Annotated in this window: 20 protein-coding genes; 9 read left to right on the plus strand and 11 right to left on the minus strand. The window is 66.8% G+C overall.

Annotated elements, in window-relative coordinates; translation table 11 throughout:
- Positions 1-38: 38 nt before the first annotated feature.
- Together ACFE7K_RS03885 and thiS are read right to left on the minus strand one after the other, a co-directional pair.
- Positions 39-851: an alpha/beta hydrolase gene (locus ACFE7K_RS03885; RefSeq protein WP_375396848.1), complete on the minus strand. Its 813-nt coding sequence runs from the start codon at positions 849-851 to the stop codon at positions 39-41.
- Positions 851-1,864, minus strand: a complete 1,014-nt coding sequence (gene thiS, locus ACFE7K_RS03890; protein WP_375396849.1) for a sulfur carrier protein ThiS — start codon at positions 1,862-1,864, stop codon at positions 851-853. Before thiS ends, ACFE7K_RS03885 begins: the two co-directional genes overlap by 1 nt.
- 54 nt (positions 1,865-1,918) lie before the next feature.
- On the opposite strand from thiS, the gene aroQ reads away from it, so the two are divergent.
- From aroQ to bfr, 8 genes are all read left to right on the plus strand, one after another.
- The gene (gene aroQ / locus ACFE7K_RS03895; RefSeq protein ID WP_375396850.1) at positions 1,919-2,353 is read left to right on the plus strand and encodes a type II 3-dehydroquinate dehydratase; all 435 of its coding nucleotides are present in this window, start codon (positions 1,919-1,921) and stop codon (positions 2,351-2,353) included.
- A gap of 38 nt (positions 2,354-2,391) precedes the next feature.
- Positions 2,392-2,874: an acetyl-CoA carboxylase biotin carboxyl carrier protein gene (accB, locus tag ACFE7K_RS03900; RefSeq protein ID WP_375396851.1), complete on the plus strand. Its 483-nt coding sequence runs from the start codon at positions 2,392-2,394 to the stop codon at positions 2,872-2,874.
- A 60-nt stretch (positions 2,875-2,934) separates the two neighbouring features.
- Positions 2,935-4,293: an acetyl-CoA carboxylase biotin carboxylase subunit gene (gene accC / locus ACFE7K_RS03905; protein WP_375396852.1), complete on the plus strand. Its 1,359-nt coding sequence runs from the start codon at positions 2,935-2,937 to the stop codon at positions 4,291-4,293.
- Positions 4,294-4,350: 57 nt separating this feature from the next.
- The gene (locus ACFE7K_RS03910; RefSeq protein WP_375396853.1) at positions 4,351-5,568 is read left to right on the plus strand and encodes an MFS transporter; all 1,218 of its coding nucleotides are present in this window, start codon (positions 4,351-4,353) and stop codon (positions 5,566-5,568) included.
- Entirely contained in the window at positions 5,565-5,900 is a 336-nt protein-coding gene (locus ACFE7K_RS03915) for an ArsC/Spx/MgsR family protein (RefSeq protein ID WP_375396854.1), read from the plus strand. The genes ACFE7K_RS03910 and ACFE7K_RS03915 overlap by 4 nt, the downstream gene beginning before the upstream one ends.
- A 56-nt stretch (positions 5,901-5,956) precedes the next feature.
- Entirely contained in the window at positions 5,957-8,188 is a 2,232-nt protein-coding gene (purL, locus tag ACFE7K_RS03920; RefSeq protein ID WP_375396855.1) for a phosphoribosylformylglycinamidine synthase subunit PurL, read from the plus strand.
- 237 nt (positions 8,189-8,425) lie between these two features.
- Positions 8,426-8,620 (plus strand): bacterioferritin-associated ferredoxin, encoded by a 195-nt coding sequence (locus ACFE7K_RS03925; protein ID WP_375396881.1) that lies wholly within the window; start codon positions 8,426-8,428, stop codon positions 8,618-8,620.
- 56 nt (positions 8,621-8,676) lie between these two features.
- The gene (bfr, locus tag ACFE7K_RS03930; RefSeq protein ID WP_375396856.1) at positions 8,677-9,168 is read left to right on the plus strand and encodes a bacterioferritin; all 492 of its coding nucleotides are present in this window, start codon (positions 8,677-8,679) and stop codon (positions 9,166-9,168) included.
- Positions 9,169-9,258: 90 nt separating this feature from the next.
- Here the strand turns inward: bfr and ACFE7K_RS03935 are convergent, their stop codons facing one another.
- The 7 genes from ACFE7K_RS03935 to ACFE7K_RS03965 form a co-directional block, all read right to left on the minus strand.
- Positions 9,259-9,666 (minus strand): Hpt domain-containing protein, encoded by a 408-nt coding sequence (locus tag ACFE7K_RS03935; RefSeq protein ID WP_375396857.1) that lies wholly within the window; start codon positions 9,664-9,666, stop codon positions 9,259-9,261.
- A gap of 82 nt (positions 9,667-9,748) precedes the next feature.
- Positions 9,749-11,110 carry a ribosome biogenesis GTPase Der gene (gene der / locus ACFE7K_RS03940; RefSeq protein ID WP_375396858.1) on the minus strand — a complete coding sequence of 454 codons (1,362 nt, stop codon included), beginning with the start codon at positions 11,108-11,110 and terminating at the stop codon, positions 9,749-9,751.
- Positions 11,111-11,161: 51 nt separating this feature from the next.
- Positions 11,162-12,490 (minus strand): PQQ-binding-like beta-propeller repeat protein, encoded by a 1,329-nt coding sequence (locus ACFE7K_RS03945; protein WP_375396859.1) that lies wholly within the window; start codon positions 12,488-12,490, stop codon positions 11,162-11,164.
- A gap of 5 nt (positions 12,491-12,495) precedes the next feature.
- On the minus strand, positions 12,496-13,176 hold the full coding sequence (locus ACFE7K_RS03950; protein ID WP_375396860.1) for a tetratricopeptide repeat protein: 681 nt from the start codon (positions 13,174-13,176) through the stop codon (positions 12,496-12,498).
- Positions 13,177-13,256: 80 nt separating this feature from the next.
- Positions 13,257-14,129 (minus strand): 3-methyl-2-oxobutanoate hydroxymethyltransferase, encoded by an 873-nt coding sequence (panB, locus tag ACFE7K_RS03955; RefSeq protein WP_375396861.1) that lies wholly within the window; start codon positions 14,127-14,129, stop codon positions 13,257-13,259.
- A gap of 68 nt (positions 14,130-14,197) precedes the next feature.
- The gene (locus tag ACFE7K_RS03960; RefSeq protein ID WP_375396862.1) at positions 14,198-14,638 is read right to left on the minus strand and encodes a hypothetical protein; all 441 of its coding nucleotides are present in this window, start codon (positions 14,636-14,638) and stop codon (positions 14,198-14,200) included.
- Between the two features lie 52 nt (positions 14,639-14,690).
- The gene (locus ACFE7K_RS03965; protein ID WP_375396863.1) at positions 14,691-15,047 is read right to left on the minus strand and encodes an arsenate reductase; all 357 of its coding nucleotides are present in this window, start codon (positions 15,045-15,047) and stop codon (positions 14,691-14,693) included.
- Between the two features lie 141 nt (positions 15,048-15,188).
- On the opposite strand from ACFE7K_RS03965, the gene nhaA reads away from it, so the two are divergent.
- Positions 15,189-16,397, plus strand: a complete 1,209-nt coding sequence (gene nhaA / locus ACFE7K_RS03970; RefSeq protein ID WP_375396864.1) for a Na+/H+ antiporter NhaA — start codon at positions 15,189-15,191, stop codon at positions 16,395-16,397.
- An 11-nt stretch (positions 16,398-16,408) separates the two neighbouring features.
- On the opposite strand, the gene ACFE7K_RS03975 is transcribed toward nhaA, so the two are convergent.
- Positions 16,409-16,921 (minus strand): hypothetical protein, encoded by a 513-nt coding sequence (locus ACFE7K_RS03975; protein WP_375396865.1) that lies wholly within the window; start codon positions 16,919-16,921, stop codon positions 16,409-16,411.
- A gap of 309 nt (positions 16,922-17,230) precedes the next feature.
- Positions 17,231-18,799, minus strand: coding sequence for a glutamine-hydrolyzing GMP synthase (gene guaA, locus ACFE7K_RS03980; RefSeq protein ID WP_375396866.1), 1,569 nt, complete (start codon positions 18,797-18,799; stop codon positions 17,231-17,233).
- Positions 18,800-18,916 lie beyond the last annotated feature (117 nt).

Consider the following 18,916-nt stretch of genomic DNA (forward strand, 5'->3'; position numbering starts at 1 on the left):
GCTTGTTGAAACGACTGTCCGCGATCCGGGTTCCGCCATCACGGCGCGATGCGTTTGAGGAACGCCAGCAGCGCGCGCCAATTCTCGTCGGCGCCGGCCGGGTTGCGCGTTGCGTTCAACGTCGAGGAACCGTGGATGCCCGATCGCGGGATATATTGCTGGCGGTCGACGCTGGCGGTCGCCTTGACGATCGCTTTAGCCTCGGCGATCTCGCCGACATCGTTGGCCTGGTCGACGAATACCGGCACGTCGACCTTGGCCGCCAGGCGCTCGACCATCAGCTTGTCGCTGAAATATTCGCCGGGAGAAAAGGCGACGACGCCCTTCAGCTGGTCGCCGGCCTGGGGCGCGGCCATGAACACCAGACTGGCCGAATAGCTCGATCCCCACAGGATGATCGGCAGCTGCCTTGCCCTGGCCCAGGTGATCGCACCGCCCACGTCCGCCAGCGCGGACAGGTAATCGGGCCTCTCCCCGCCCTTGGCGGCGACGGCGGCGGCGGTCTGGTTGGTGCCGTACATCTTGCCGCCGGCGCGCTGATCGACCGCCAGCGCGGCATAGCCCTCCCGGTTCAGCTGCGGCGCGATCGCGGCATATTCGTCCTTCGACGAATCGGCCTGGTGAAACAGCAGGATCAGCGCCTTGGGATTGGCGACCGGGTAATAAGCGGCGAACACCGTCGCGCCGTCCGCCGCCCTGAACTGCACCGGCTCGCCACGCGGCGCGGTGTTGGTGGCGACGACGGTGGCGTTGCCGCTGGCGCCGTCTTCGATCGGCGAATTGGATCGGCACCCGACCATCGCCAGCAGGCAGACAGCAGGCAGGAGAGATCGACGCAGCGCCCGGGTCATCAGATCAGGCCGGCAAGCGGGCTGGAGGGATCGGCGTACATCCGGCGCCCCATCCGCCCGGCGCGATAGGCCAGCCGCCCGCTCTCGACCGCCAGCTTCATCGCCGCCGCCATCGCGATCGGATCGCGCGCCTCGGCGATCGCGGTGTTCATCAACACTCCGTCGCAGCCCAGCTCCATCGCCACGGCGGCGTCGGATGCGGTGCCGACCCCGGCATCGACCAGCACCGGCACCCTGGCGCCTTCGACGATCAGCCGGATGGTCACCCGGTTCTGGATGCCCAGCCCCGACCCGATCGGCGCGCCAACCGGCATGATCGCAACCGCGCCGGCCTCCTCCAGCTGCTTGGCGGCGATCGGATCGTCGACGCAATAGACCATCGGCTTGAAGCCGTCGCGGACCAGCGTCTCGGTCGCCTTCAGCGTCTCGCGCATGTCGGGGTACAGCGTCCGCGCCTCGCCCAGCACTTCCAGCTTGACCAGGTCCCAGCCCCCCGCCTCACGCGCCAGGCGCAGCGTGCGGACCGCCGATTCGGCGTCGAAGCAGCCGGCGGTGTTGGGCAGATAGGTGATCTTTTCAGGGTCGATGAAGTCGGTCAGCATCGGCGCGGCGCGATCGCTGATGTTGACGCGGCGCACCGCGACGGTGACGATCTCCGCTCCGGATGCCGCGACCGCTGCGGCATTCTGCGCGAAATCCTTGTACTTGCCGGTGCCGACGATCAGCCGCGAGCGAAAGGTACGGCCGGCAACGGTCCAGGTGTCGGCATCCACCGCCGCGGCGTGATCGCCGCCGCCGACGAAATGGACGATCTCCAGTTCGTCGCCATCCTCGACCATGACATGGTCGAGCGTCGAGCGCGGCACGATCTCCAGGTTGCGCTCGACCGCGACCTTTTCCGTCATCAGCCCGAGCTCGCGCGCCAGCGCGGCGATGGTCAGCCCGGCATGGACGCGCTTGTGCTCGCCATTGAGCGTGATCGAGATGGTGCCGTCGGCGTGCGTGGTATTCATGACGAATCGCGATATAGGGACGCGACCGTTCGCGCCACAACCGAAAGGCCAGCGTTGACCGACACGATCTTTGTCCTGAACGGACCCAACCTCAACCTGCTGGGAATGCGCGAACCCGACATTTACGGCTCCGACACGCTCGACGACATTGCCGGCAAGCTGGAGGATCGCGCGCGCGACCTGGGCCTTGCCATCGATTTGCGCCAGTCGAACCATGAGGGGCATCTGATCGATTGGCTGCACGAGGCGCAGGGGGGCGGCGCGAAGGCGGTGCTGCTCAACGCCGGTGCGTTTACCCACAGCTCGATCGCGCTGTACGACGCGATCCGCTCGATCGCCACGCCGGTGATCGAGGTGCATCTTTCCAACCCGCTGGCGCGCGACTCGTTTCGTCACCAGAGCTTCGTCGGTCGTGCCGCGCGCGGAACCATTTCGGGTTTCGGCACGCTGTCCTATATGCTCGCGCTTGAAGCGGCCGCCCGTCTCTGACACACGGCGCGCCCACCCGGGGCTGTTAGAAGGATTGCATGGCAGAAGAGACGGAAAACGCGGGGGCAATGCGCGTCGATGTCGAGCTGGTCCGCCAGCTGGCGACGATGCTCGACGAAACCAATCTGAGCGAGATCGAGGTCGAGGACGGCAACCGCCGCATCCGCGTCGCGCGCGCGCCGGCCGCCGCGCCGGCGCCGGCCGCCATCGTCGCGAGCGCGCCCGCTGTCGCCACCTTGCCGACAGCGCCGCCGCCTGTCGACGCCCCGCCCGCCCCGCCGAGCCTGGCCAATGCGGTCAGGTCGCCGATGGTCGGCACCGCCTATCTCGCCGCCACGCCCGAGGCCCGGCCGTTTGTCGCCGTCGGGCAGAAGGTGGCGGCCGGCGATACGCTCGTCATCGTCGAGGCGATGAAGGTGATGAACCCGATCCTCGCGCCGTCCGCCGGCACCGTCGCTGCGATCCTGATCGACAATGGCCAGCCGGTCGAATTCGACCAGCCGCTGGTCGTCGTTGAATGAGCGCCGTTCGGCGCTGCGGCCGGACGGGGGAGCGGACTGGCACCGCGACGGAACAAGATAATGCCTGACATCAAGAAGCTTTTGATCGCCAACCGCGGCGAGATCGCGTTGCGCATCCACCGCGCGTGCCACGAAATGGGTATCCGGACGGTCGCTGTGCATTCGACCGCCGATACCGACGCGATGCACGTGCGCCTCGCCGACGAAGCGATCTGCATCGGCCCGCCGCCGGCGAGCGAATCGTACCTCAACGTCGCCAACATCATCTCGGCCGCCGAGATCAGCGGCGCCGACGCGGTGCATCCCGGCTATGGCTTCCTGAGCGAGAATGCCCGGTTCGCCGAGATCGTCGAGGCGCACGGCCTGCTGTTCGTCGGGCCCAAGCCCGAACACATCCGCACCATGGGCGACAAGGTGGCGGCCAAGCGCACCGCGGGCGCGCTCGGCCTGCCGTTGGTGCCGGGCTCAGACGGGGCGATCGGCGACCTTGCCGAGGCCAGGGCGATCGCCGCGCGGATCGGCTATCCGGTAATCATCAAGGCGGCATCGGGCGGCGGCGGGCGCGGCATGAAGGTGGTCGGCGACCCCGACGCGCTCGAAACCCAGATGCAGCAGGCGGGCAGCGAGGCGAAGGCCGCATTCGGCGACGCCACCGTCTATCTCGAAAAATATCTCGGCAATCCGCGCCATATCGAGTTCCAGGTGTTCGGCGACGGCAAGGGCCAGGCGATCCACCTCGGCGAGCGCGACTGCTCGCTCCAGCGCCGGCACCAGAAGGTGCTGGAAGAGGCGCCGTCGTCCGTCATCACCCCCGAGGAACGCGCGCGGATGGGCGGCATCGTCGCGCGTGCGATGGCCGACATGGCCTATCGCGGCGCGGGGACGATCGAGTTCCTGTGGGAAGACGGCGACTTCTACTTCATCGAAATGAACACCCGCCTCCAGGTCGAGCATCCGGTGACCGAGGCGATCACCGGGCTCGACCTGGTCCGCGAGCAGATCCGCATTGCCGAGGGGCACCCGCTGACGCTTCGCCAGCAGGACGTGGAGTTCCGCGGCCACGCGATCGAATGCCGCATCAACGCCGAGGATCCGCGAACCTTCGCCCCCTCGCCTGGCCTAGTGACGCAATATCACGCGCCCGGCGGCATGAACGTCCGCGTCGATAGCGGCCTTTACGCCGGTTATCGGGTGCCGCCTTATTACGACAGCATGATCGCCAAGCTGATCGTCTATGGCACCACCCGCGCCGGGGCGATCCGCCGCCTGCGCCGCGCTCTAGAGGAGTTCGTGATCGAGGGGATGAAGACCACCATCCCGCTCCACCAGGCGCTGATCGAGGACCCCGATTTCCAGCGCGGCGACTATACGATCAAATGGCTGGAGCAGTGGCTGGCGGGCGAGGAGGAGGAAGAATGATCGGGGGTTGCCGCATCGCCGGGGGTTGACCATGATCGCCGGTCAAGGGGGACATCGATGATCGGCGACCTGCAACAGCTCACCAAGGCGCAGCGCGCGTCGATCTGGGCGAGCTATCTCGGCTGGACGCTCGATGCGTTCGATTTCTTCCTGCTCGTGTTCATGCTGTCGGCGATCGCGAAAGACTTCGGCACCGACGTCAAGACCGTGGCGGAGGCGACGTTCCTGACGCTGGCGGCGCGGCCGTTCGGGGCCTTCGTGTTCGGCTGGCTGGCGGATCGCCATGGACGGCGACCGGTGATGATGGCGGTGATCCTGCTATTCTCGTTCTTCAGCCTGGTGTCGGGCTTCGCCTGGTCGCTGACCAGCCTGCTGGTGATCCGCACGATGTTCGGCTTTGCCATGGGTGGCGAATGGGGGATCGGCGCCAGCCTGGTGATGGAGAGCGTGCCCGCCAAGCTGCGCGGCCCGGTGTCGGGCCTGCTGCAATCGGGCTATCCGTCGGGCTTCTTCCTCGCCAGCCTGGTCTATTTCCTGTTGTTCGACCATATCGGCTGGCGCGGCATGTTCATGGTCGGCGTGCTGCCGGCGATCCTGGTGTTCCTGATCCGCCTCCATGTCGAGGAGAGCCCGGCCTTCGAGGCGCGGCGGGGGCATGCCGCGGTCAATCCGCTGGCCGAACTGGCCCGGAACTGGAAGATCGCGCTGTATCTCGTCGTGCTGATGACCGCGTTCAATTTCTTCAGCCACGGCACGCAGGACCTGTACCCGACGTTCCTCAGGGAACAACACGGGTTCGATACCCACACGATCGGCCTGCTGGCGATGATCGGTAATGTCGGCGCGATCGTCGGCGGGATCGGCTTCGGCATCTGGTCCGAACGGATCGGGCGCAAGCGCGCGATCATCGTCGCCGCCTTGCTGGCGCTGCCGGTCATCCCGTTATGGGCGTTCAGCAGCACGCCGGTGATGCTGGCGGCGGGCGCGTTCCTGATCCAGATCGCGGTACAGGGCGCGTGGGGGATCGTGCCGGTCCACCTCAACGAGCTGTCGCCGGCGCTGGTGCGCGGCATGTTCCCCGGCTTCGCCTATCAGCTCGGCAACCTGATCGCGTCGCGCAACGGCCCGTTGCAGGCCTGGATCGCCGGGGAGAATGACGGCAATTTCGGCTTCGCGCTGGCGCTGGTCGCGGGGATCACCGCGGTCGTGCTGGTGACCTGGACCGCGATCGGGCCCGAGCGCACCGACATGGATTTCACCGGGGCGGCGAAATGAAGGCCAGGATCTGGCACAATCCGCGCTGCTCCAAATCGCGCGAGGCGCTGGCGATCCTGGCCGAGGCGGGCGCCGACATCGAGGTAATCGACTATCTCAAGCAGCCGCCATCGCGCGACACGCTGGCGGGGCTCTATGCCCGCGCCGGCATCACGCCGCGTGAGGGCCTGCGCATGGCCGAAGAGGGCGCCAGAGCGCTGACGGGCGCCGACGACGAGACGATCCTCGCCGCGATGGCCGCCGCGCCCGCGCTGATCGAACGCCCGCTGGTCGAGACCGCCACGGGCGTCGTGCTGGCCCGCCCGCCGGAAAAGGTGCGCGCGATATTGTAGTCCAGGGTCGACGGCCCGGGCGTGACGGACGCGCCGCGCCTCGCTATGCGCTCGTCATGACCGAGATCACGCCCCAGATCGTCGCCGAACACGGCCTGTCGCCCGAGGAATATGACCGCGTCCTGCACGCCATGGGACGCGAACCCAACCTGACCGAACTCGGCATCTTCTCGGTCATGTGGTCCGAACATTGCAGCTACAAATCCAGCCGCATCCACTTGAAAAAGCTGCCGACTAGCGGCCCCCAGGTGATCTGCGGCCCCGGCGAGAATGCGGGGGTGATCGACATCGGGGACGGTCAGGCGGCGATCTTCAAGATGGAATCGCACAACCACCCATCCTATATCGAGCCCTATCAGGGTGCCGCGACCGGGGTCGGCGGCATCCTGCGCGACGTGTTCACGATGGGCGCGCGGCCGATCGCCAACATGAACGCGCTGCGCTTCGGGCGGCCCGATCATCCCGGTATGCGCCACCTGATCGCGGGCGTGGTCCACGGCATCGGCGGCTATGGCAATTGCGTCGGCGTGCCGACGGTCGGCGGCGAGGTGAACTTCCACCCCGCTTATGACGGCAACATCCTGGTCAATGCGATGACCGTCGGGGTCGCCGAGACCGCGAAGATCTTCTATTCGGCCGCGTCGGGCATCGGCAATGCGATCGTCTATGTCGGCTCGAAGACCGGGCGCGACGGCATCCACGGCGCGACGATGGCCTCGGCCAGCTTCGACGAGGACAGCGAACAGAAACGCCCCACCGTCCAGGTCGGCGACCCGTTTACCGAGAAGCTGCTGATCGAGGCCTGCCTGGAGCTCATGGCGTCGGACGCGATCGTCGCGATCCAGGACATGGGCGCCGCCGGCCTGACCTCCTCGTCGGTCGAAATGGCGTCGAAGGGCGGCGTCGGCATCGAGCTCGACATGGACGCGGTGCCGTGCCGCGAGGCCGGGATGACGCCCTACGAGATGATGCTCAGCGAGAGCCAGGAGCGGATGCTCATGGTCCTCAAGCCCGGCCGCGAGGGCTTTGCCGAGGCGATCTTCCGGAAATGGGAGCTCGACTTCGCGATCATCGGCCGCGTGACAGGAACCGGGCACATGGTGCTGACTTTCAACGGCGAAACCGTCTGCGACATTCCGCTCGACCCGCTCGCCGACGAGGCGCCGGCCTATGACCGCCCGTTCGTTCGCACCCCGCCGCCCGCCGAGCTGGCCGACGAACCCGAATGCACCGATCTCGCCGCCGACCTGCTGCTCCTGCTCGCCTCCCCCGACATCGCTTCGCGCCGCTGGATCTGGGAGCAATATGACCACATGGTCGGCGGCGACACCGTCCAGCGCCCCGGCGGCGACGCTGCGGTGGTGCGCGTCCATGGCACGCAAAAGGGCCTGGCGATCACCACCGACTGCACGCCGCGCTATTGCTTCGCCGACCCGTTCGAGGGCGGAAAACAGGCAATCGCAGAGGCCTGGCGCAATCTCTGCACAGTCGGTGCCAGGCCGCTGGCGGCAACCGACTGCCTGAATTTCGGCGATCCGCAGCGGCCCGAGATCATGGGCCAGCTCGTCGGCTGCATCGAGGGCATGGCCGCGGCATGCACCGCGCTCGACTTCCCGATCGTGAGCGGCAACGTCTCGCTGTACAACGAAACCCGGAATGACGACGGCCCGGATGGACCGGGAGGAAGCAGCGCGATCCTGCCGACCCCGGCGATCGGCGGCGTCGGCCTGCTCGACGATTACCGCATTTCGGCGACAATCGGCTTCAAGGCCACCGGCGACGCGATCATCGCGGTCGGCGAGCGCGGGGGCCATCTCGGCCGGTCGATCTGGCTGCGCGAGGTCCATCACCGCGAGGAAGGCCCCCCACCGCCGGTCGACCTGCGCGCCGAACGCCGCACCGGCGACTTCATCCGCTCGGCGATCGGCAGCGGCCTGATCAGCGCATGCCACGACGTGTCCGACGGCGGCATGGCGGTAACGCTCGCCGAAATGGCGCTGGCCAGCGGCATCGGCGCGATGGTCAACGAGGCGCAGCCCTTCGACGTCGCCGGATCGTTCTTTGGCGAGGATCAGGGGCTCTACCTTGTTACCGTCCCGGACGCGGCGCTGACCGAGTTCCTGACTCGTGCCGGTGCCGCCGACGTGCCGGCCGATCCGATCGGCCGCACGATCCGGGACCGCCTGATCTTCGAGCTCGACGAAGGCGACTGGGCGATCCCGCTGAGCGACCTGCGCGCCGCGCATGAAGGATTCTTTCCCAGGTTGATGGGCGACACGATCGCCTAGGCGGGTCCGGGCGGGATCCACGCTTTCCTACGGAGCAGCCTTCATGATAGCCCCTGGCCGGAGCCGCATTGGATGGCGGCGCCGGCGCTCCCCGCGGCGCGAGGGTGTGAACTTTGGTGAACTTTGGGTGTCGCGGCATGGGACATTATCGTCCCGAAAGTTTGCGACTGCTTCTCAATAGTCTTGCGAATCGATTGCATCAGTGGCATGAGAACGTCGGGAGGATGACCGGCGATGATGGTATGCGTGTGCAATGCAATCCGCGAGTGCGACGTTCGGGGCGCGGCCCGGAATGGCGCCGCTACGCCGTGCAAGGCCTATCGCGCGCTCGGCCGTCAACCCAGGTGCGGCCAGTGCGCGCCTTTTGCCCGGGCGATCATCGATGACGAGCGCGCGGCCATGTCCTCCGTCTTATGCCAGGACGCCGCTTGATCCTTGCCGATTGGGCGGCGGTCCCCTAGTTCGATGATGAACAGGAGGGCCGCGGGATGAAGGGCGACGACAAGGTCATCGAGTTCCTGAACACCGTGCTCCGGAACGAGCTGACCGCGATCAATCAATATTGGCTCCATTACCGTCTGCTCGATCATTGGGGCGTGCGTCGGCTGGCTGAGTTCGAGCGGCACGAATCGATTGACGAGATGAAGCACGCCGACTGGCTGTCGGAGCGCATCCTCTTCCTTGACGGGTTCCCCAATTTCCAGCTGCTCGGGCGGCTGCGGATCGGCGAAACGGTCGAGGAGGTGCTGAAATCGGACCTCGCGCTCGAGGTCGAGGCGATCGCCGACCTGCGCGACGCGATCCAGCATTGCGAAACCGTGCGCGACTATGTCAGCCGCGACCTGTTCCGCCGCATCCTCGACAATGAGGAGGAGCATGTCGACACGCTCGAACGCCAGTTCGAGATGATCGGGCGGATGGGCATCGCCAATTATATCCAGCTCAATTCAAAGCCGGCCGAGGAGGTAGCGGCGTCCTGAGAGAGTCTGGTTGAAAACGTGCTGAGGGCGCGTTTTAGGCGGCACCGCGCTGAAACTCGCTCTTCCGCGAGTATCAAAACAAACTCCGAATCAGCCGACCTTGCGGCCGAAGCCGCCCCGGCGTGGGACCAGCGGGTTGGCTTCGCGCTCGAGCATGGTCAGCGTCGCCTCGAAGGTCGGGCGCAGCTTGACGACGTGGGGCAGCGCCTCGTCGGGCCGATCGCGGGTCTCCACGCACTGGCGCCCGATCTGCTCGATCGCCTCGGCCAGGGTGGCGAGCGGTTCGGCGCCGAACTGACGCGATTCGCCTTTCAGCGTATGGGCGGGGAGGACGATCGCCGCCGCATTGCCGCAACGCATCGCTTCCTCGATCGCCGCGACCGACTTCACGCCGTCTTCACGGAAATAGCCCAGGATGCGCACGAAACCGGCGCCCAATTCGCTGCGCGCCTGCTGGAATGCGGTCCAGTCCACCAGCGAGCTACTGTCGATCGCCACATTTCCCTCCATCGGCGCATCGGGCGCCGCCGACTGATGCCACAATGTACCGACAACCCGTAAACGAGCGGTTGATGGAAGATCAGGCGGCGCGATCGAACGGATTCTTCGGCGCGCGCAGGGTCAGCCGTACCGGCACTGCGCCAAAACCAAGCTCGCGGCGCATCGAGTTGACCAGATAGCGTTCATAGCTCGCCGGCAGTTGGTCGACGCGCGTGCCGAAGATGACGAAGCTGGGCGGCCGCGTCTTGACCTGGGTGACGTACCGCATCTTGATCCGCTTGCCGCCGGGCGCGGGGGGCGGATTGGCCGCGATCGCGCGTTCGAACCAGCGGTTCAGCTCGCCGGTGCCGACGCGCTTCGACCAGGCGTCGCGCGTGTCGAACGCCGCCTGGATCAACTGATCGATGCCGCGTCCGGTGACGCCCGACACGGTCACGACCGTCACGCCCTTGACCTGGCTCAGCCCATCCTCCAGCGCCTTCTTGACGCCGTTGAACAACGACGAGGCGTGCTCGGCCACGTCCCATTTGCTGAGCGCGATGACCAGCGCGCGCCCCTCCTCCAGCACGCGGTCGGCGATGCGCAGGTCCTGCGCCTCCAGCCCCAGGGTCGCGTCGAGCAGCAGCACCACGACCTCGGCGAAGTCGACCGCGTGGAGCGCGTCGGCGACCGACAATTTCTCTAGCTTGTCCTGGACCTTGGCGCGCTTGCGCATGCCGGCGGTGTCGATCAGGCGGACGGCGCGCGGCGGCCCCTTGGGATCGGCCCACAGCCAGTCGATCGCGATCGAATCACGCGTGATCCCGGCCTCGGGCCCGGTGATCAGCCGATCCTCGCCGAGCATCCGGTTGATCAGCGTCGACTTGCCGGCATTGGGCCGGCCGACGATCGCCAGCTTGAGCGGCACGTCGGGACCTTCGTCCTCGACCGCATCCGCCTCCGGCTGCGGGATGTGCGGCAGCAGCGCATCGAACAGGTCCCCCATTCCTTCGCCATGCTCGGCCGATAGCTGCACCGGACCGCCCAGGCCGAGCGCCATCGCCTCGATCACCCCGCTTTCGCCCGCGCGCCCTTCCGCCTTGTTGGCGATCAGGACGATCGGCGTCGTCGTGCCGCGCAGCCATCGCGCGATCTCCTCATCGAGCGGCACGATCCCGGCGCGTGCGTCGATCATGAACAGCGCGATATCGGCCATCGCCACCGCCGCCTCGGTCTGCTGGCGCATCCGCCCGGGCAGCGTCGCGGCGTCGAGATCCTCGTAACCGGCGGTATCGATGACGCGAAAGTCGAGCCCGACCAGATGCCCCTCGCCCTCGCGCCTGTCACGCGTCACCCCCGGCTGGTCGTCGACCAGCGCAAGCTTCTTGCCGACCAGGCGATTGAACAGGGTCGACTTGCCGACATTGGGTCGGCCGATGATGGCAACAACGGGAAGGACCATCGCCGCGCTGTAGCCCGCGGGGCGGGGCCAAACAATCACCCCGCGCCGCGGCTACCGATAGGCGGAGAGCTTGCCGCGCTCGTCAAGCGTGTAGAGGGTGCCGGCCGCAACCACCGGCGCCAGCGAAAAGCCGACCTTGCCGTTGATCGTCTGGCCGACCGTGCCGTCGGCGGGCGACACGAAGACGGTATCGCCGACCGAATTGGTCAGGATCAGGCGGTTGCCCGCGAGCACCGGTCCGTACCAGGTCAGCGGGTCCTTCTTCTGCCGCTTCTTCTCGACGCGAAACCCGCGCAACTGACTCATCCAGCGAACCTTGCCGTTGGCGCGCGACAGGCAATAGAGCTTCGACTGGTCGGTGACGATGAACAGCCATTCTCCGGCTAGCCAGGGCGTGGCGATGCTGGCGAAATTCTGTTCCCACAGGCGCTGGCCGGTAGCGAGGTCGATGGCGACCATGCGACCGCCCTGCCCGACCGAGAATACCTTGTCGCTGTCGATCACCGGATCGGCGTCGATGTCGGCCAGGCTGGACACCGAGGTCGAGACCGAGGTGCGCGACAGGGCATCCTGCCACAAGGGACGGCCATTTTCGTAGCGATAGGCGTTCAGTTCCCCGCTGGAGAAGCCGGCGACGATCGTGCCGCGCGCGGCGGCGGGTGCCGCGACGCCGAACACGCCCTGGCTTTCCAATGATCCCGACGACGACCACAGGATCTTCCCGCTGGCGACCGCCAGCGCATAGAGCTGGTTGTCCTGGCTGAGCACATAGAGTTGGTCGCCCTGGACGGTCGGTGCGCCGCGCAGGGGCCCGCCGGGCTTCACCCGCCACAATTCGGCACCGTCGGCGGCATTGACTGCGACCACGTCGCCCAGCCCGTCGGTGGCGAACACCTTGCCGTCGTCATAGCTGGCGCCGCCGCCGAATCGTGCCGCCTTGTTCTCGTCGTCCTTGGCCACCGCCGCGGTCCACAACGCGGCGCCGGCAGTCGCCGAAAAGGCGTGGAGCGTACCGTTCACGTCGACCACGAACAGCTTGCCGTCGGCGACCACCGGGGCGGCGGCCAGCCGCTGGCGATTGGATCCCGCGGGAATCGTGACGCTCCAGGCCCGTACCGGCGAATCGCCCAGCGCCAAGTGACCCATGGATTTGGCGGCATTGCCGCCCGACTGGGTCCAGTCGCCATTGGCGACGGGCGCCGGCAGCAGGACCTGGACCTGCGCCATCGCCGGATCGATCTTGGCGTCGCCTTCCGATACCAGGATCGGGATACGCTCGCCGAGCACCGGCGTCTTCTTGCCGCCGCCCTTCAGCACCCCGCAAGCGCCCAGCGCCGCCAGGCCCAGCAGCGCGACCGGCATCCTCCAGGTCATCCTCATCGTTATTATCTGCCCTTCTGCTCGTTCGCGGGATCTTCTGCGGTTGCCATCTGAACGGCACGTTGACGGATAGGCTCGGGAACGGATTCAGCTGCGGCCAACGTCCGGAACATCGCGCGCGCCTGGTCGGGCCGGTTCAGCCGCAGATAGGCGACTGCGGTCATCTCGCCGGCCGTTCCCAGCCATGGCGAATCCCCGGCGGTGAACGGCCTGAGCCGATCGATCACCGCCTGCGGCTTCATCGTGTCATATTCCGCCAACGTCTGGCGGATCAGCGCCAGGTCACGCAGCGGCTGGCCGATCGACGTATCTCCAGCGACCGACGCGAACAGCCGTGCCGCACCCTTCAAATCCTGTTGCTGAAGCAACTGGTCGGCCTGCAGGAACAGCGCGCTGGCGCGATTGCCAGGTTCTCCCGACACCGTAAGATCGCCGATCAGCGGCTTGGCCTTGGCCGCGTCGGCCGCGGCGAGAGCATCATAGGCCTGCTGCAGCTTGACGCCCTGTTGCTCGGCGCGCGCGCGCTCGGCGCTCTGCCACCACAGGACGCCGCCGATGACCGCCAGCACCAGCACGACGCCTCCCGCCGTATACAGGCCATAGCGCCGCCAGAAGCCGGCAAGCTGATCGCGGCGCAGCTCTTCATCGACCTCGCGGAGAAAGGCTTCATCGGTCTTCGGCGGCACGGCCAAGGCAAGAGCTCCGATCGGGTGGAAAGTGCGCGGGACCTTAGCGCCGCGCACGGCAAACGCAACGCGCGGGACGGTCAAGGCTTGATCGGATAGATCTGGTCGGGTCCCGGAAAGCGGCGGAGGCGTACCTCGTCCGCATAACGCTGGACGGCGTCGGTAATGCGCCCGGCCATGTCGTCGAAGCGCTTGACGAACTTGGGCGTGCGCTCGAACAGGCCAAGCATGTCCTCGGCGACCAGCACCTGGCCGTCGCATTGGGCGGAAGCGCCGATGCCGATGACGGGCACGTCGCTGGTCCGTGCCACCTCGATCGCGATCGGCTCGATTACGCCCTCCAGCACCATCGCAAAGGCACCGGCGCCGGCAACCGCGACGGCATCGGCCATGATCTTGGCATGCTCTTCCTGGCCCCGGCCGCGCGCGCCATAGCCGCCCAGGACGTTGATTGCCTGCGGCGTAAGGCCGATATGCGCCATCACCGGAATACCGCGATCGCGCAGGAAGCGGATGGTCGGGGCCATCGCCTCGCCACCCTCCAGCTTGACTGCGGCGCAGCCGGTTTCGGCCAGAATACGGCTGGCATTGGCGAAGGCCTGCGCGGGCGATGCCTCATAGCTGCCGAACGGCATGTCGACGACGACCACCGCGTGGTAACTGCCCCGCACCACCGCCGCGCCGTGCGCGACCATCATGTCGACCGTGACCGGCAGCGTCGACGGCAGGCCGTAGACCACCTGCCCCAGCGAATCACCGACCAGCAGGATGTCGCAATGCGGATCGAGCAGCTGGGCCATGCGCACGGTGTATGCGGTCAGCATCACCAGCGGCTCGGCGGTCCGCCCTGCGACCTTGCGCCGCTGGATCGCGGGCACGGTCAGCCGTTTCATCGGCGCGGGCGTGGGAGTGGCGCGGCTGGTTGACGTGTCGATCGTAAAGGTCGTGGACATGGCGGACGCCTTAGCGGTTAGCGCCCGACGCTGCCAGCGTCGCCATGGCCGGCGAATACTGCCTAGGGCTAACGCCCGCCGATCCAGCGCCGCGCGCGCGCCATCGTGGCGAACCAGATGGAAAAGGCGCCGACCAGCGCGATGACGATCGGAAACGGCAGCACGGTCCCGGCGCCCTTGTGGGCAATGATATCTGTGGTCGCGAACAGATAGCCGAACATGACCAGCACCGCGATCAGCGAAATCCAGAACAGGATGACTGCGCGCGCTTCCTTGAGCAGCAAGGCGAGGCCGCCCAGCAATCCGCCGAAGGTGGCGACGGCATAGGCGTAATTGTACCAGACCGGCAGCGATGCATAAAGCGCACGGTCATAATTGGTCGCCGGTCCCATCGCCTCGGCGCCCAGGCGGAATTGCTGGATGCAGGAGAACACCCCCATCGCCTCCCACAGCACCAGCAGCACGGCGACGATCCAGAACCATGCGGGTGGCCTCAATCCGGTCGACATCGTCTCTCTCCTGCTTCAACCCAGACTGCCCTTGCGGACTGGCGGTGGCAAGTCACATCCCGGCGGCGAGCCAGGCTTCCTCGGCGAACCCGACGAGCAACAGGCCGTCACCCTCCACCATCGGACGCCTGATCAACGACGGCTGGGCAAGCATCAGCGCGATCGCCCTGTCCTGATTGGAATCCTGATCGAGTCCCTGACGATCGCCCTCGGGCAGCTTGCGAAACGTCGTGCCCGCGCGATTGATGATCCTCTCCCACCCCAGAACCGCCGCCCAGCGACGCAGTACAGCCTCGTCGATCCCCTGCTTCTTATAGTCGTGGAACACATGGCCCACGCCGCGTAGCGCCAGCCACGAGCGCGCCCGGCGGACGGTGTCGCAATTGGGAATGCCATACAGCGTCAGCATGGTACACGAGCATAAGACGGCGGCGGGTCGGCGTCCATCATGCCGGCACTATGCCGCGGGCCGTCCGCGAACGATCTGGATGTGACACATGCGTTTTGAGGGCTGGATGTCGATGGACTCACCCCGGCACGGCGCCGCCGCGTGAACGGGCGGACCGACGCCGTTTCTGCCGTGCGCGACTTCCTGCGGAGCGAGGCTGCCGGGGGCATCATCCTGATGGCCGCCGCCGCGCTGGCCATGATCGCCGCCAACGGTCCCCTGGCGCCGGCCTATCACGATGTCCTGGCATATCCGACCGGCCCGACCTTGGAAGCCGCAAAGGGGCCGATGACCGTCCATCTGTGGATCAACGACGGCCTGATGGCGGTGTTCTTCCTGCTCGTCGGGCTTGAGATCAAGCGCGAGCTGGTCGATGGCGAATTGTCCAGCCGCCGCGCCCGTCGCTTGCCGTTCGTCGCCGCGGCGGCGGGGATGATCATGCCGGCGGCGGTCTATCTGGTCTGCGCCGGCCGCACTCCCGGCCTGGCCGCCGGCTGGGCGATCCCGGCGGCGACCGACATCGCTTTTGCCGTCGGCGTGCTTGCCCTGCTCGGCGACCGCATACCCGCCTCGCTCAAGCTGTTTCTCGTCACCGTCGCCATCGTCGACGACATGGGCGCGGTGGCGATCATCGCACTGGTCTATACCGTCGGGGTCGAACTTGCCTGGCTGACAATCGCCGCCGGCATCCTGGCGGTGCTGGTGATGGTCAACCGGCGCGGGGTGACGACGCTGTGGCCCTATCTGGCCGGCTTCGCACTGCTGTGGTTCGCGCTGTTCCAGTCGGGCGTGCACGCGACCATTGCCGGCGTGCTGACGGCGCTGGTGGTGCCGACCCGCACCGGCGTCGAGCCGGTCGAGCCGGTCGAGCCGGTCGAGCCAGTCGATATGCCGCTGCTGCGGCTGGAACACGCGCTTCATCCGCCGGTGGCCTATGCCATCGTCCCGTTATTCGGGTTTGCCAATGCCGGGGTGTCGCTGGCCGGGATCGGTCCGGCGGACCTGCTGTCGCCATTGCCGCTGGCGATCGCCGGCGGGCTGTTCCTGGGCAAGCAGATCGGCATCTTCGCCGGCATCCTGCTGGCCGTGCGGCTTGGCCTGGCGCGCAAGCCGCGCGGCGCGAGCTGGATGCAAATATACGGCATCGCGCTGCTTTGCGGGATCGGCTTCACGATGAGCCTGTTCATCGGCGCGCTGGCCTTTCCGGGTCAGGGTCAGCTGGTCGAACAGGCCAAGATCGGCATCCTGCTCGGCTCGCTGCTGTCGGGGCTGGCCGGGTTCCTTGTCCTCCGTCTGGCGGCGCACCGATAGAGCGACGGCCGTCAGATGCCGGCCATGCACGTCGCCCCCGCCCAGAGATCGGTGACCCTGGCCGACGCGGTCTTGCCGTTGAGGAAGCCATTGGGACCGCCCTCGCGCTGAAAGCTGGGTCCGGGTCCGCCGCTGTCCGAAAAATCCTCTATATCGACATCCGGATAGGCTTTCCTGACCGCCGCCAGGGTCGATCCCAGGCCGATGCCCCTGGCCGTCCGGAGCCTGGCATCGCCGCCCTCGTCCACCGTCCAGCCCGACAGCTTGCCCTTGACAAAGGAGAGTTCAAGTCCGCCCGCAAAGGTCGCGAAACCGATCTCGTCACCCTGTCCGCAATCGCCGTGATTACCCAGCTTCAACGGCTTGCCGCGCACTACCGTGACGATTGCGATCGCCTGCGCCTTGGCCGTACGATCGAATTTCAACGTCTTGCCGCCCGCGGCCAGGCCATCGCCCGCCAGCACCAGTGGCGCCGGATCCTTGCCCGGCGCGGCCAGCGCCACGCCGCCAAGCATGGTCATCATCGCTATCTGCAATATGAGCGACCACATGTACAACGCTCCCTCATTCGCTCGACGATGCAACAGCCGGTCGCTTGGCACCAGAGCCGCTCGGCTGGAAATGGCGTTTTTCAGGGCGCTACGGTGCACACGCTCGACCGGCGGTTTGCCGAAGCCGGTTCGATGCTCGGCATTTCGACACAGCTGCTGACATGAACAGATTCCAGCCTTATAGTGACAGAAAGGCAGAAATCTGCCTGGCGGAAGGCCATGCGGCACTCTGCAGCGAAGGATGAACCCGTAATCGCACCTAGTGCGATAATTGAGTCTTCTTCATTCCCACTCGATCGTACCCGGCGGCTTTGAGGTGTAATCATAGGTCACGCGATTGATGCCGCGAACCTCGTTGATGATTCGCGTTGCGACTCGCGACAGGAACTCGCCCGAAAAGTGGAAGGCATCCGCGGTCATCCCGTCGGTGGACGTCACCGCGCGCAATGCCAGCACGTTGTCATATGTCCGGCCATCGCCCATCACGCCGACGCTGCGCACCGGCAGCAGCACCGCGAATGCCTGCCATATGGCATCGTACAGGCCGGCGTTCCTGATCTCCTCAAGATAGATGGCATCCGCCTTCCGCAAGGTTTCGCAGCGGTCGCGCGTGACTTCGCCCGGGATGCGGATGGCCAGGCCCGGTCCCGGAAACGGATGGCGCCCGACAAAGGCGTCCGGCAGGCCCAGTTCGCGGCCCAGCACGCGCACCTCGTCCTTGAACAGTTCGCGCAGCGGCTCGACCAGCTGCATGTTCATCCGCGCAGGTAGTCCGCCGACATTGTGGTGGCTCTTGATCGTCACCGACGGGCCGCCGGTGAAGCTCACACTCTCGATCACGTCGGGATAGAGCGTGCCCTGCGCCAGGAACTCGGCACCGCCGATCTTGCACGCTTCCTCCTCGAACACGTCGATGAAGGTCTTGCCGATGAACTTGCGCTTGGCCTCGGGGTCGGTGACCCCGGCGAGGCCGTTCATGAACAGTGCCTCCGCGTTAACGTGCACGAGCGGGATGTTGTAATGGTTGCGGAACAGGCTGACGACCTGGTCCGCCTCGCCTGCGCGCATCAGGCCGTGATCGACGAACACGCAGGTCAGCTGGTGGCCGCCCGAATCCTTTAGCGCCTCATGGATCAGCACTGCGGCGACCGCGCTGTCGACCCCGCCCGACAAGCCGCAGATGACACGGCCGTTGCCGACCTGGGCGCGAATCTCCGCCAGCTTGGCTTCACGGAACTCGGCCATCGTCCAGTCGCCGGTCAACCCGCAGACGTGCCGCGTGAAATTGGCGATCAGGCGGGCGCCATCGGGCGTATGGACGACCTCCGGGTGGAACTGCATCGCGTAATAGCGCCGCGTGTCGTCTGCGATCACCGCGAACGGCGCGCCGGCACTCGCGGCGACCGGGCGGAAGCCGGGAGCAAGCGCGGTCACCTTGTCGCCGTGGCTCATCCACACCTGATGCGTCTCGCCCTCCGCCCACAGCCCGTCGAACAGCGCGCAACGGTCGTCGATCGTGATGAATGCGCGCCCGAACTCGCCGCTGACGCCAAGCTCGACCGTACCGCCCAGCTGATGCATCATGACCTGCTGGCCATAGCAGATGCCCATCAGCGGCAATCCGCTGTCGAGGATCGCAAGTGGAATGCGCGGGCTGTCGGCGTCCAGCACGCTCGCCGGGCTGCCCGACAGGATCACGCCGCGCGGCCGCATCCGGGCAAAGGCGTCGGCGGCGGTGGTGAATGGCACGATCTCGCTATAAACGCCCGCCTCCCGGACGCGGCGGGCGATCAGCTGCGTCACCTGGCTGCCGAAGTCGACGATCAGGATCGAGTCGCTTGGCTTGGTCATGGCGCCCCATAGACAGTGAGGCTATGACTCGCCAGACATGTCTGCCCCAGCCACGGCCCGCTGCCCCACGCATGGTTGCCCGTCCATTGCGCTGCCCGCGGCGCATGGGCCCGCGGG

The sequence above is a fragment of the uncultured Sphingomonas sp. genome, from assembly GCF_964244265.1.
Taxonomy (GTDB): domain Bacteria; phylum Pseudomonadota; class Alphaproteobacteria; order Sphingomonadales; family Sphingomonadaceae; genus Sphingomonas.